The following is a 14,415-nucleotide window of genomic DNA, read 5'->3' on the forward strand; positions in this document are numbered from 1 at the left end:
ATAACCGGTCAACAGTGGAAAAAAGCAAGTACTGTTTGCTCAAAATACAACGATATAGGTTACTTAGCGTCAGATTAGCAGTATTTGTAGATCAGCTAGTCCAATTTCCCTTATGCCTATCCCCGATTATCAAACGTTGATGCTGCCGTTACTCAAACTTGTAACCGACGGCAAAGAATATAAACTGACCAGTCTTGTCGATTTGTTAGGCGTTCAGTTCAACTTAACCGACGACGAGAAAGCAGAATTACTGCCAAGCGGTCAGACATTTGTTTTCGGTAACCGGGTAAGCTGGGCCAGAACGTATTTAAAAAAAGCAGGCCTTCTGGATTCGCCTAAGCGAGGCATCGTTGCGATTACAGATCGAGGCAAAGAAGTAGTACGGCAGAATCCGCATCAGATTAACGTAGCGTTTCTTCGTCAGTATCCTGAATTTATGGAGTTTCAAAGCACAAAAAAGCAGGAGAATGGCGAGACTGAACCAGACTTAATGTCGGCACCTCAGCAAACGCCCGAAGAAACACTGGAATCTGCTTACTTAAGCATACGGAAAGCCCTCGCTCAGGACCTTATTGATCGGATTGTGAATTTATCGCCGGCTTTTTTTGAAAAACTGGTTGTCGAGTTGCTGGTTCGAATGGGATACGGCGGCTCCATCAAAGATGCTGGAAAAGCAGTTGGCAGAAGCGGGGATGAGGGAATTGACGGGACAATCAAAGAAGATAAACTGGGCCTGGATATCATTTACATCCAGGCTAAACGGTGGAAACCCGGTAACATTGTCGGACGTCCTGAAATACACAAGTTCATTGGCGCGTTGGCGGGACAAGGAGCCAAGAAAGGTATCTTCATCACTACGTCGTCGTTTACGCGGGAAGCCCTTGAATACGTGCCCCGCAATGAAACGAAAATTGTGCTGATTGATGGGGAGCAACTGGCGCAGTTGATGATTGATTACAATCTTGGCGTTACGTTACAGCAAACGTTCGAGGTAAAACGCATTGACAACGATTACTTTACAACGGATTAACAAAGTAATCAATACGTCGCCCGGCCGCCCGACAGGTCAAAAATGAAACCGGTGGTAAAACTGGACTCCTGCGAGACGATCCAGGCCGCCAAGGCCGCTACCTCCTCGATGGTTCCCAGTCGTTTCATCGGTATTTTGGCGGTCATGTAGGCCAACTGCTCGGGGGCGGTGTTTTCGTTCATCGCGGTTCGGATCACGGCCGGGGCTATGCCGTTCACCGTGATGCCCGTCTCGGCGTATTCTTTGCCGATGCCTTTCACCAAACCAATAAGCCCCGCTTTCATCGATGAATAACCCGCCATAAAAGGGTTGCCTTCTTTCCCGGCAATGGATGCCAGGTGCAGAATTCGGCCGTAGTTGTTGGGCTCCATGGCTTTGATGGCGTACTTGGTCATCAGGAAAGCCCCGCGCAGGTTGATTTGGTAAATCCGGTCGTAGTCGGCCACTGGGTAGTCTGTAATTCTGGTGCTGGTCGGCCCGACAATACCGGCGGAATTCACCATGATGTCGAGTTTGCCATTCGTATCCACAACCGCCTGGACCCCGGCTTCGACCGGACTTTCCTGCGAGATGTCGACTAGGTGGCCTGTCACAGTATGCCCCTGATTTTTGAACTCCGCAACGGTACGTTCGAGCAAATCGCCGTTTATATCAAATAAGGCGACCGCAGCCCCTTCGGCAGCGAGCCGCTTCGCAATACCCTTCCCGATGCCGTCGGCACCCCCCGTTACAATAGCAACCTGGTCCGTAAATCGATCAGTCATGCCGTGAATGTGTGATTAATAACCAGGTAAAAAAGCGAATCAAGGCCGTATTTACTGTATTCCGGCCGTTGCTGGAGCCAGATAGAAGTTGGAGCGCATCAGAAAATGCCGTAGGTCCGGCCTGGCCCCAGTCCGAAAAAGGCGCGAACGCATTGTGACGCCGTAGGTTCGACTACGCGCATCTCAGGCTGCACCCACGGCGTTACGATGGGTTGAAACCTGTGCCTTTATTGAGAACGCCCCCCATCGTGACTAACCAGGGGATACGCGAAAACATCCGTGCTCAACAACCGTTTGTTGTAAAATAAGTAGAACTCGTTGTAGTATTTAAACGACCCGGCGTACTTTATACAGAAAGAATTGACAGGACTTGAGTAGATCGCTCCACTATAAAAAAGCCTTTGTTTGGTATGGTTAAGCCTGCTTTAGGCGCTTGCTTGCTTGGCGTCGGCCTTCTGTGTCTGCTGAGTTTCAAAGCCAAATTTGGAACATGGGCGGGTGACGATCCGTCGCCCCCCAAAACGCCCGCCGAAGAACTGGCTACGTTCCAGGTCGAACCGGGGATGAAAGTCCAGTTGGTGGCCGCTGAGCCGATGGTGCAGGACCCCGTTGTCATTACATTCGACGAAGACGGACGGCTCTGGGTTGTTGAGATGCGCGGTTTTATGCCGGACATTGAGGGCAAAGGCGAGGAACTGCCGGTCGGGCGGGTGTCGGTACTGACCGATACAAACGGCGATGGCCGGATGGACGTCAGCAAGGTCTACCTCGACAGTCTGATCATGCCCCGGGCACTGGCCCTGATTCCCGGTGGGGCGCTGGTGGTCGAAGACAAGAAGCTGTGGGAAACGAAAGACCTGAATGGCGACGGTAAAGCCGACACGAAAACCCTGATCGATCCGACCTACGCCGGTGGTGGCCTGCCCGAACATTCGGGTAATGGGCTCTGGCGCAGTATGGACAACTGGTACTACAACGCCAAGTCGCGGCTGCGGTACCGGTTCGTCAACGACAAGCCGAACGCGGCCCGGCCAAACGTGGCCCGACCGAACGCGGCCCGTTGGTTACGCGATAGCACCGAAGCGCGGGGGCAGTGGGGGATCAGTCACGATGACAAAGGTCGGCTGGTGTACAACTACAACTGGTCGCAGCTCCACGCCGATCTGGTGCCGCCCAACTACCTGTCCCGCAACAAAAACCATACGCCAACTACCGGCATCGACTACGGCCTGACCCTCGATCGGCGGATTTACCCGATTCGCCCAAATCCGGCCGTCAACCGGGGCTACATTCCCGGTACGCTGGATAAAGATGGACGTTTGCTGGAGTTTACGGCTGCTTGTTCGCCCCTGGTGTATCGGGGCGCAGCGTTTCCAAAGGCGTATTACAGCAATATTTTCGTTTGCGAACCCGCCGGGAATCTGGTCAAGCGCAACGTCGTGGAGGAGCAGGGACTACTCGTTTCGGCGCGGGATCCGCACCCCGGCAAAGAATTTCTGGCGTCGACCGACGAACGGTTCCGGCCCGTACACATGGCTACCGGACCCGATGGCGCGCTGTATGTGGCCGATATGTACCGGGGGCTGATTCAGCATGGCGCGTACATAACGCCCTACCTGAAAGATCAGACGGTTGCCCGTAATCTGGTCCTGCCAATCAACCGGGGCCGTATCTGGCGCGTTGTGCCGGAAAACTGGACCCCGCAGAAACCCCGCAAATTGTCAAAGGCATCGACGGATGAACTGATTCAGCTGTTGTCGCACCCGGACGGCTGGTACCGCGACATGACCCAGCGGCTGCTGGTGGAGCGGAATGACCCACAAATCGGGCCGGCGCTGGCAACGGTGGCCCGGAACGGGGAAAATGAACTGGGCCGCTTTCACGCCCTCTGGACGCTGGACGGCCTGAGGCTGAGTAACCCTGACCTACTGCTGACCTTGCTGACGGATAGAAGTCCGCTCGTGCGGACAACGGCCGTACGGCTGCTGGAGCCATTTGCCAAAACCGACAAAACCATCCGGGCGACCTTCGGTGAGCGGTTGCTTGCGGAATGGGATAAAGCCCCTATTGAGCAGGTGCTGCAAATGGCCCTGGCCGCTGCTGTGCTGGAGCCGAACGTAGCGCAGTCGCTGCTGGCGGGCGTTGTGGAACGTCACGGCTCCATTCCGCTGATTCGCGATGCCGCGCTGAGCAGCCTTCAGGGGCAGGAGTACGCCTTTCTGCAACGCCTGATGACAGCACCGAACTGGCAGAAACCGGAGCCGTATAAAGAGATTTTCGTCGAGATGCTGGCTACGTCCATCATCCGTAAGCGCGATGCCGCCGAGCTGGGTTCGCTGCTGACCAACCTAGCGGCCAACAAACCAACGCTGGGCTGGCAGGAAAAAGCCGTGCTGACCGGCCTCTCCATTGGGGGCAGCGACAAAAAAATGAAGCCGGTTAAACTGGCTGCGGCCCCCGCCATCCTGACCCGTTCGGCCGACAAAGTCGATCCGGCCAGGCTCGCGTCGTTGTCGGCAGTTTTTGAATGGCCGGGTCACGTAGCCGCCAAAGCTAGTACGACCCAGAAGAACCCGTTGAACGACGACGAACAGAAGCTGTTTGCGTTGGGTCGGCAACACTACCTCAGCACCTGTTCGGGTTGCCACGGTACGGACGGAGCCGGGGTGAACCGCTTCGCCCCGCCACTCATCGGCTCCGACTGGGTGCTGGGCGACGAAAAACGGTTGGCGCTCATTCTGCTGCACGGTATGGAAGGCCCGGTCGACGTAGCGGGTAAGGTCTACAACGCCCCCGAGGTACTGCCGGTAATGCCCGCGCATTCAACCATGGACGACGCGACGCTGACGGCGATTTTGATGTACATCCGGAACGAATGGGGCAATAATGCCGGGCCCATCAGTCGGCGAACCGTGGGCATGACCCGCGTCACGTCGCAGGGGCGGGTCATGCCCTGGACGGCCAGCGAACTGAATAAATACATTCTTCAGGCTAAAGCCGAAGAGGCCAAATAACAGCGAGTCTGATTTCCTAAACCCATGACTAATCAACGGCATCAGCCGGAATCCACGCCGGTCGGTAACCGGATGGACCGGCGCGACTTTTTGCACAAAGCTACGGCCGGAGCCATGCTGCTCTCGTTGCCCGACATGCCCCGGTTCCTGAAAGACACCCGCATGGGCGTTGTGGTGCACTCGTACGGCAACCGCTGGAACTCCAAAGCCAACAGCCAGAAGTACCCCGGCTTCGCCAACGCCGTCGACATGCTGGCTCATTGCAGCCAGATTGGAGCCGGTGGCATACAGGTTGTCGTCAACGGATGGTCGGCCGATTTTGCCAAATCCGTTCGCGACAAGCGGGAGAAACTCGGGCTGTACCTCGAAGGGTCGATCAGTCTGCCCAAAACTGCCGGTGATGTGCCGAAGTTTGAGCAGGATGTTGTCAACGCCCGCGAAGCGGGGGCGGGGGTGCTCCGTACCGTTTGCTCGTCGGGCCGACGCTATGAAACGTACCATTCCGCCGACGCTTTCCAAGACATGCGGAAAAACGCGTTGGTGTCGCTGCGGCTGGCCGAACCGGTGCTGCGCAAACACAACGTCCGGCTCGGCATCGAGAACCACAAAGACTGGCGTGCCCCCGAACTGGTCGACGTACTGAAACAGATCAACAGCGAGTGGATCGGCGTAACGCTGGACTTCGGCAACAGCATCGCCCTGCTCGAAGACCCGATGGTGGTGGTGCAGACGCTGGCACCCTACGTAGTCAGCACGCACGTTAAAGACATGGCGGTAGACGAATACGCCGACGGTTTCCTGCTGTCGGAAGTGCCGCTTGGGCAGGGCATACTCGACCTGCCGACCATGGTTGCGCTCTGTAAAAAGCACAACCCGGCCGTTACGTTCACCCTGGAGATGATCACCCGCGACCCGCTCGAAATCCCCTGTCTGAAAGACGATTACTGGGCTACGTTCGGCGAACTGCCCGGCACGGAGCTGGCCCGAACGCTACGGATGGTGAAAGACCATCCGTACAAAGCCGGTCTGCCGAGGGTTTCGCAGCTCGATGCGGAAAGGAAGCTGGCGGCCGAGGAAGAGAACATCGTCGCCTGCCTGAATTACAGTAAAAACCGATTAGGACTAGTCTGATTATTCGGTTTGTGGTTCGTAGTTTGTAGGTAAACCGAGCGGAGCAACTACAAACCACGACCCACAAACTACCAACTCAACATGAGTAAAGAACAACTACCGGGTATTAAGCAATTTGATCTGACGGGTAAAACCGCCATCGTGACGGGTGGCTCAAAAGGACTGGGACTGGCTATGGCCGCCGGACTGGCGTCGGCAGGAGCAAACCTGATGATCGTCAACCGTACCGCCGGCGAAGGAGCCCAGGCCGCCGAGGAACTCAGTCAGACCTACGGCATCAGGGCAATCTCCGTCCCGACCGACATCACCAATCAGGAACAAACCGAAGCAATGGCCAGGATGGCGATGGATACCTTCGGCCGGATTGATGTGCTGATCAACAGCGCGGGCATCAATATCCGGGGACCCATCGATGAACTGAGTCTCGATGATTTTGACCGGGTTATGCAGGTGAACGTGAACGGTACGTGGCTGTGCAGCCGGGCTGTAACGCCGTACATGAAGCAGCAGGGGAGGGGCAGCATCATTAATCTGGCCAGTACGCTGGGGCTGGTGGGGCTGGCGAACCGAACGCCCTACACCGCCAGTAAGGGGGCTGTGGTGCAGATGACCCGGGCCCTGGCGCTGGAGCTGGCACCGTTCAACATCACCGTCAACGCGATTTGTCCGGGACCGTTCCTGACCGATATGAACGTACCGATTGCCGATACGGAAGAAGGTAAGAAATTCGTAGTGGGGGCTACGGCGCTGGGCCGCTGGGGCGAACTCCGCGAAATTCAGGGCGCGGCCATTTTCCTGGCCAGCGATGCCGCTACGTACATGGTCGGCTCCATGCTGACCGTCGACGGCGGCTGGACAGCGCGGTAAATACTCAGGTCACCGTTAGTCAATGACTTATGGTGCTCGGTTTTGTCATCTCGACGACGGTCCGGTCCTGGCGTCGGGATGACAAATAGAACATCAACCAACCGGAGTCATGGCTAACTCCGGTTGGTTGATGATTCAAGTTTGAGATGTCGGCCCTCCTTGGAAGCTTGAACTTGAAGCGTTGAACCACAAACTACAAACCACAAACCCCCTTACTCATGCAGCCGGTACCAAGCAAAACCCGACAGACCCGCGTCCGCTATGCCATGGTGGCCCTCGTGTTCGTCAATGTGGTTATCAACTACCTCGACCGCACTAATCTGGCAGTAGCCGCTACGGCGCTTAAAGACGACCTGGGCCTGTCGCCGGTTGAACTGGGCTACATTCTTTCCGCGTTTGGCTGGAGTTACGCGTTCCTTCAGATCCCGGGTGGGCTGATTGCCGATCGGTACGGGCCGCGTATCCTCTACGCCTTCTGCCTGATTACGTGGTCCATTGCTACCGTATTTCAGGGCTTTGCCCGGGGCTTTTTCTCGCTGTTTGGCCTGCGCATGGCAACCGGAGCTTTTGAAGCACCGTCGTACCCCATCAACAACCGCATCGTAACGAGCTGGTTTCCCGACCACGAGCGGGCCGGTGCCATATCACTCTACGTATCGGGCCAGTTTATCGGGCTGGCCTTCCTGACCCCGGTGCTGATCATCCTGCGCGACAGCGTAGGCTGGAAGGGGCTGTTCGTCATCACGGGACTGGTCGGGATTCTGTGGGGGCTTATCTGGTACTTCCTCTACCGCGATCCGCTCGATCACCCGGGGGTGAACGAAGCCGAGATTGACTACATCGAAAAAGGGGGCGGACTGGTCAGCGGCAAGAAGCGAAGCCATGCGCAGCTTTCCGTATGGCAGTGGAGCAATCTGAAACACGTATTTTCCAGCCGAACACTCTGGGGGGTGTACATCGGTCAGTTTGCGGTGAATGCCACGCTCTGGTTCTTTCTGACCTGGTTTCCGATCTATCTGGAAAAGTACAGGGGATTCGACCTGAAGAAGTTCGGCTACCTGTCTTCCATTCCTTACTTAGCCGCCTGCGCGGGCTTGCTGTTGTCGGGTTTTATCTCGGATGCGCTCGTCAAACGGGGAACGTCCGTCGGCGTAGCGCGCAAGACGCCCATTATCTTTGGCATGCTGTTGTCGGTTAGTATTATCGGAGCAAACTACACCAACGACACCGGCGAAATCATTTTCTTCATGGCCCTGGCGTTTTTTGGGTCCGGTCTGGCCCTGATCTCCTGGGTATTTGTGTCGCTGCTGTCGCCGAAAAACCTGATCGGCCTAACCGGCGGGGTATTTAACTTTATGGGTAACCTGGCGTCGATTGTGGTTCCGATCGTGATTGGCTACCTGGCGAAAGACGGCGATTTCAAACCGGCGCTGCTGTTCATCGGCGCGGTCAGTCTGATCGGTGCCTGCTCGTACATTTTCATCGTCGGCAAAATCGAACGGGTCGTCACCAAAGCCGAGCGCGAAGCCAATCTGGTTGCCGGTGTATCCGGTTCGGGAGTGGGAAAGTAGACAAACCACTGTTCACTGATTCTTTATCAAGTTCTGTTGATAACTAAACCAGTGGTTAGGCCCATCAAGTAGTAGAATACCTTTACGAAAGGCCCGACTGCCAATCAAGCCATCCCTGATGACCAGCCCAATGATGTTGTCATCACGAAAAATAGCTGAGTTTTTAAAAGAGCGGCTTGTTGATGTGTCACCTAATGGTTTTGACGACCCCAAACGGTAAGAGCAGACGACAAACAAGTAAAATAGTTCTCAACGCTATAGTGTCAGTAAACCAGTAAACTAGAACGTATCGGGTGGAAAATCACCAAACTCTTGGGGCGGGTATCGTGCAACAGGAAACCCGCCCCAAAAGCCGAATTACCCATTAACTATCTTTTTCGAAGAATAGATAAATATAAATCGCAGCCCCAAAACTAGTGGACGTTGTAGAAGTTAATCGGTACCCTTGAGGAGCGTATTCATCCAGTTTTGCCTGAATTTCTTCTTTAGACTTCTTCACTATGTGCTCAGAGTCGAGCGTTAATTTCGAGTAATAAATCAGGGCTTCAACTTTGTATTCTTTCATTATTTTACGAGTTAGTTTATCAATATGTTTCTTCAGTTTTCTCAATGTTGACAACGTTCGTTAGTATGCTTTTACTACCTTTCTTGGTTGTTGGTCAACTTTGTCAGCCAGTAATAGAATCACGGTGGCAAAGATGCCTAGAAACAAAGTTATCCAAAACCATGTCTCCTTTTTTCGGCCTTTTCGTTCGGCTAAAGCAACATTCAGACTAACCAGCAATAACAAAATGAAAGTAAAAATGAGCGTTTCCTGTGACATCTCTATCGGTATGTTATCGGTTCAAAGCTAATCTTGTCGACTTACCTTAATCAGCTTGGGCTTACTGTCGCCAAACATAAACATAAACAATTAGTCTACCGTCAATGAGGTGGAGGTGCAAAAAACCTGTCGTCCTACAAGCGGTCAATTCGAAGCGTAGTGTACGGTTTCATAAGACGAAGACTTCCTGGTGAGCTGGTTAGTTTTCTAGTTGGGAAGAATAGGTGCTTTTGTCAGGTGAACACCTGTCGTTTGCCGCTTTTTCCCACAAGCTCCATTCGCAAGGTTTTTTCATTCATCTCCTGATAGATACGGCTGGTTGGGCTGTATAAATCACAGGCGTTCGTCACCGCTGAAACCTCGTTGCCATTCACGCTAACAATTCGCTCCCCAAGTTTTAAGCCAGCCTGGTGAGCGGGAGATCCTTCGATGATACTACCAACTGTCCAATAGCTTTTTTGTGAAGAGGTATCCTTTTGAATAAACGGCATAAAGCCAAAGGAAACGAGCGGCTCATCGGACTGGGCGGGTTGGTTAGCTACCAGGGTTAAAGTGCGTTGATCCCAATTGAACGTGATGACGTACCGATTGAGAAACCCCCAGCCAACTAAGTCGTCGCGAAAGGTGCCAAATGCGACCCGGGCCGAGTCCATCGGGGTACCAGTCAGTTTGATGCCCTTAATGGTTGCGTTGTAGCTGGTGTCAAACCGATCACCGTAGAAGCCGTGGCCATTCCATCCGAACTGAGTGTAATACTTCGATTGCTTTTTGAGCTTAGCAAAAAGGGCTTTGTCTTTCGTCATGAAGTCGCTGTTAGACCCTATGTCCACGATAAACTTCTTCCGGGTTCCGTTGGGAAACTCGAGCGGGGTAACGGGTCTGTGTAAACCATCGACCGTAATAGGCAGCACAAGTTTAGCCGTATCGCTGACCAATGACTCATACCGGTCAGACACGGTAATACGTTGCCGTTGATTGTCAAACTGCCAGCAGTGGTGGCGCATAATGGCCGAACCAATTACGCCGTCAACACCGATGCATTGTAAAAAAGAATCTCCCCGTAAATCAAGGATAGCCGTTCCGGGCCGGTAAAAGGTGAGTCCGGCCAGCTGTACACTGTCCAACCGCACGTGCTTGTTCAACGAATTGATATTCTTGTATTTCCCTTTTTCTATGATACCTAATTCTTCGGCCGCCTGTTGCGACAGGACCATCAGGGCACCCGTATCAAGAATGAATCGATATTTTTTGGGCGAGGCATTGATGGTCACCTCGACAATGTATTTATCACCGATCTCCTTTTTGAAGGGAATGGCGGTAACAAAGTTGCGCTGTCGGACAAAGCCACTGCTAACAGCTTTTTTGGTTTTAATGTAACGGATAAAGTTGCCGCAGCCAGTCAGTAACAGAATGAAGCTACAGGTAGATAAGACTTTTAAGAGAGGGTTCATATTGCATCTTAAATTCATAAAACCGAGCTTTTTCAAACCCTTTCTGTTGGGACGTTCACTCTGCCGCAGGACTGCTGAATCACAAGCAATTTGTGGAATCGCACCCAACACAACGGCTGTTGATGGTGGATGCAACACGCAACTGAACAAACGTACCTAAACCTTTACACACCCGTTTGGATGTACTGTTAGATTGTAAGTCTTTGATAATCAAGCATTGTTCAGGGCAAAATTTAACAGTTCTTGTTGGTTCGTTCGCCCGCGAACACGGTGGCTGTTGGGCTGAAAACCGTCCTTCGGGGGCGTGCGGCCTATCGCCCACAACCCGCCTACAAGGGGCTAACCAGTTTTAGTAATAGGCTTAAACAAAATCAAAAAGAAAACCCATAACTGCATCTACCTTACTTTGGCTTTCAGCTTTTCGCTTGTCATCGTGGTAATAATTACTTTGTATAATTTTAATGAATTCGTCTTTTAAGAGTTGATTATTCGTTGTTGCCAAATAAAGCAAACAATAATTAATATCTGCTACAGGATAAAGTGCTTTTCTGTACTGGGATGTGGTCTTAATATTATTAAGGCAATTAGTATATAACTCACCATCAGTGAGTAGGTCACTAACATTATTAGCTATTGTTGAACTCATTATATTTCTTAAAATGCCTACCTTTTGCTTTAATTGCTCAAAATAATAATTGAACTCTATCCATGTGAAAATACCCCCTCCATCTTCCTTGATAAATGGAACAATATCATAAGAATTAACTGAGAAAACTTTGTGTCCAAAGGTTGAACTATACTGTAATGTTTTATTAGCCAATCTTTCATTGAGTAAGTAGGGGCTTAAATATACTTCAATATTACACCATTTTACAGCCCAGTATGAATCAATATTTGCCAATACAGTTATAAAATCATCGTTGGTCAATTTCTTGTAAAAACCCTTGCTCTTCTTATTTTGTTTGATACCTTTAAAATCAATTTTTTTACATCTCATTTCTTTCATCAATGGCTTCAACAGACCATTGATTTCATCCTCCATGTTTTTCTTAGTTAATCTATTGATTATACCATCTACATATGACTTAGATAGCTCACTATTAATATTTTTATTGAAAATCAATCTATCTAATATTGGCTCTACGGGTTCCAAGAAAAAATGACTTTGAAGGAAGTCAATTCCAATATTATAGTCATTTGACCCATACATATATTCTTTATTATCAAGCACATTGTCATGGGATAATGTGCTATAATACTTCAACTCCTCATCAAGAAATGGACCTGTATCAACTTCATGGTCATATAGACTGACATATTTCCCATCTTGAACATATTTTTTCCTAACTATTGAGCCATTTTCCATATAAACAAATCCATGAAGCATAGACACCGTTTCAGAAAAGAATAAGAAGATCTTACTATTAGGGAATAACTTTTCTAACCTATTTTTTAAAAGCCCTATTGTAGCTGAAAAATCACTAATTAGTTCAAAAGAAACAACAATTGTAAAATTCTTGTAAGTTGTTACATAAACCGAGTTCGAATCACCCGATAATGCTTCATGGTAAGTTGCATCCGAACTCCCTATTCGATGCTTATCATAATTTCTAACAGGCTTTTCAAGTTCTAATTTCTGTAAAAGCACTGCATCACTCACTCCAAGATTTTTGTCAATAACAAGTGTTGAACTATAAACTGCCATTATTCAAAATTTAATGTTTTTGATCGTCAAGTCGGAATCACTTCAGCATTTTGCTGTCAGCCGAAACCGAATTTAATATTTAAACCTGATCCTGTTTAAATCGCTTCCTTGATAACCGGAAGCTGACTTACAAGCACTTTGTGGACTCGCACCCAACGTAATAGATGCACGCGATTTTGCGGAACTAACTGCGGTTAAATCTTTAGTAATCAACTTATGATGGTTCCGTAAATTTTCACACTACATGATCATAAACCTCTTGATGTCCGGGTATTACTTGGGCTACCGATAAGCGAGGACGTACTGCTTTCACAAGTATACCGATCTGTGCTCTCGTTCGCAATCGGATCGCTAGAAAAATAGGGGTAGCGTCTTTGGAGTATGTAGGTGAGCGGATTCTACCTATTCAAGGCCTAGCAAACGTAACGCGACATGAACCAACTATTACTCATCAGCCTTACTGGCTGCTTGTTGTTGATCAACCCGCTTGCCGGGCAGGCATCAGCACCGCAGCCGCCCAAAAAGAAACTGGTCGTTATCGCTGGAACGCCCAGCCACAAGGCGGGTGAACATGAATACAATGCAGGGGCGCTCCTCATTAAACAGTGGTTTGCCAGGGCATCTGACCTGGACGTAACGGTCTGCCTCAACGGTTGGCCCAGCGACTCGACCTTAGTGCCCAATGCCGATGGAATTGTGCTGTTTATGGATGGCAAGATGACGCATCTGGTGCTTAAGCCTGCCTGCAAACGCCAGCTACTGGCAGCGGCCCGGCGAGGAGCGGGCGTGGCGGCCCTTCATTACGCCGTGACATTACCGGCCGGCAACGGCGATCCGCTGCTCAATATCCTGGGTGGTTTTAAGGAGGATACGTACTCGGCCCACGGTATCTGGATGTCTGATTTCAAGACTGTACCTGAGCACCCGATCACGCAGGGCGTGAAGCCGTTCAGCGTCTATGACGAGTGCTATTTCTTCCTGCGCTTCCGGCCGGACGTTAGACCCATCCTGACCGCAACGCCACCCGATTCGGTGCGGAACACGGCCGCGAGCCGGGCGTTTCCGGGACGGCTCGAAACCGTATCGTGGGTGTACGAGCGACCCGACGGCGGACGTAGTTTCGGCAATACGGCTATGCATTTCCACCGCAACTGGGCAAACAACGACCTCCGAAAGCTGATCCTGAACGCCTGCCGGTGGGTCTGCCACCTCGACGTACCGCCGGGCGGAGTCGAGTCCGTTGTATCAGAAGCTGATTTAGCGAAAAACCTGGACCCGAAATAGTGAAATTTGGTATCGGGACTTACTTCTAATAAACTCGTAATCGTAACTTATCCTGATAACCCTGGACAGCGTTGGGTCTGAGCTTTGTTTTTTTAGAAAATGACGTAACAATCAGTTCAGGGTGAGCGCATTAGCCAGGCATACAATTAATAGGCAATAGACACTTCCTGCGATCAATCATACCGCTCCGGACAATCGTTTATTTTCTTAGGCCGAATACGTTTAGGCTTCTTCTCAATTGTCCAGAAGTGATTATATCCGATGCCGAAATACGCGTTGCTGCGCAGATTAGGAAGTGAATACGTTGTATCGAGCAACCCCACGAAGATATCGACACTTCGCAACTGGCTAACAAAACAACTGATACCTATTGAGGCAAACGTGACGCTTTGCTGCTCCCGATCGTTTGTTACGTCACTCGTTATGGGCAACCCCACTACGCCAATGAAGCATTCGGCAAACGGTTTGAGATAACTGCTCTTGCCAAAATTGGAAGGCGTATAAAATCGAGCTCCAACGCCTATGGCCATGCCGCGGTTAACCGCAATTTCTGATCTTCCGAACAGCCAGGTCGTCAGAACACTTGACTCATACACCTTACCAATAGTCAGACTGGCAGGATTGGGTAACGCGTACCCGAGGTTTTCAGAACTGTACTTGGCCGGAAAGAAGTTGGCGAAACCGCTACGTATGCCAACGCCCACGTATTGCTGCGCACAAAGCTGGGTGCTGGTAGACAATAAGCACAAACATAGCAGGCCGACGCGGTGCATAA

11 protein-coding genes are annotated in these 14,415 nt (G+C 51.1%); 6 read left to right on the forward strand and 5 right to left on the reverse strand.

Annotation, left to right across the window (positions count from 1 at the left end):
- Positions 1-112: 112 nt before the first annotated feature.
- Positions 113-1,030, forward strand: coding sequence for a restriction endonuclease (locus DYU11_RS07925; RefSeq protein WP_119667113.1), 918 nt, complete (start codon positions 113-115; stop codon positions 1,028-1,030).
- Between the two features lie 8 nt (positions 1,031-1,038).
- On the opposite strand, the gene DYU11_RS07930 is transcribed toward DYU11_RS07925, so the two are convergent.
- Entirely contained in the window at positions 1,039-1,794 is a 756-nt protein-coding gene (locus DYU11_RS07930) for an SDR family NAD(P)-dependent oxidoreductase (RefSeq protein WP_119667114.1), read from the reverse strand.
- A gap of 410 nt (positions 1,795-2,204) precedes the next feature.
- Here DYU11_RS07930 and DYU11_RS07935 point away from each other — a divergent pair, with 410 nt between their 5' ends.
- From DYU11_RS07935 to DYU11_RS07950, 4 genes are all read left to right on the forward strand, one after another.
- Positions 2,205-4,808: a PVC-type heme-binding CxxCH protein gene (locus DYU11_RS07935; RefSeq protein ID WP_119667115.1), complete on the forward strand. Its 2,604-nt coding sequence runs from the start codon at positions 2,205-2,207 to the stop codon at positions 4,806-4,808.
- 72 nt (positions 4,809-4,880) lie between these two features.
- A complete protein-coding gene (locus DYU11_RS07940) occupies positions 4,881-5,939 on the forward strand; it encodes a sugar phosphate isomerase/epimerase family protein (RefSeq protein WP_119667505.1) in 1,059 nt (352 codons plus the stop codon).
- An 81-nt stretch (positions 5,940-6,020) separates the two neighbouring features.
- Entirely contained in the window at positions 6,021-6,806 is a 786-nt protein-coding gene (locus tag DYU11_RS07945; protein ID WP_119667116.1) for an SDR family NAD(P)-dependent oxidoreductase, read from the forward strand.
- A gap of 218 nt (positions 6,807-7,024) precedes the next feature.
- Positions 7,025-8,377 carry an MFS transporter gene (locus DYU11_RS07950; RefSeq protein WP_119667117.1) on the forward strand — a complete coding sequence of 451 codons (1,353 nt, stop codon included), beginning with the start codon at positions 7,025-7,027 and terminating at the stop codon, positions 8,375-8,377.
- A 364-nt stretch (positions 8,378-8,741) separates the two neighbouring features.
- Here the strand turns inward: DYU11_RS07950 and DYU11_RS07955 are convergent, their stop codons facing one another.
- From DYU11_RS07955 to DYU11_RS07970, 3 genes are all read right to left on the reverse strand, one after another.
- Positions 8,742-8,942, reverse strand: a complete 201-nt coding sequence (locus DYU11_RS07955) for a DUF4177 domain-containing protein (protein ID WP_119667506.1) — start codon at positions 8,940-8,942, stop codon at positions 8,742-8,744.
- A gap of 491 nt (positions 8,943-9,433) precedes the next feature.
- Positions 9,434-10,687, reverse strand: a complete 1,254-nt coding sequence (locus DYU11_RS07965) for an aspartyl protease family protein (protein WP_147367904.1) — start codon at positions 10,685-10,687, stop codon at positions 9,434-9,436.
- Positions 10,688-11,012: 325 nt separating this feature from the next.
- Positions 11,013-12,356, reverse strand: coding sequence for a hypothetical protein (locus DYU11_RS07970; RefSeq protein ID WP_119667120.1), 1,344 nt, complete (start codon positions 12,354-12,356; stop codon positions 11,013-11,015).
- Positions 12,357-12,788: 432 nt separating this feature from the next.
- Here DYU11_RS07970 and DYU11_RS07975 point away from each other — a divergent pair, with 432 nt between their 5' ends.
- Positions 12,789-13,640, forward strand: a complete 852-nt coding sequence (locus DYU11_RS07975) for a ThuA domain-containing protein (protein WP_119667121.1) — start codon at positions 12,789-12,791, stop codon at positions 13,638-13,640.
- Positions 13,641-13,813: 173 nt separating this feature from the next.
- On the opposite strand, the gene DYU11_RS07980 is transcribed toward DYU11_RS07975, so the two are convergent.
- Positions 13,814-14,413 (reverse strand): hypothetical protein, encoded by a 600-nt coding sequence (locus DYU11_RS07980; protein WP_119667122.1) that lies wholly within the window; start codon positions 14,411-14,413, stop codon positions 13,814-13,816.
- Positions 14,414-14,415 lie beyond the last annotated feature (2 nt).

The organism is Fibrisoma montanum, assembly GCF_003583365.1.
Lineage (GTDB): Bacteria > Bacteroidota > Bacteroidia > Cytophagales > Spirosomataceae > Fibrisoma > Fibrisoma montanum.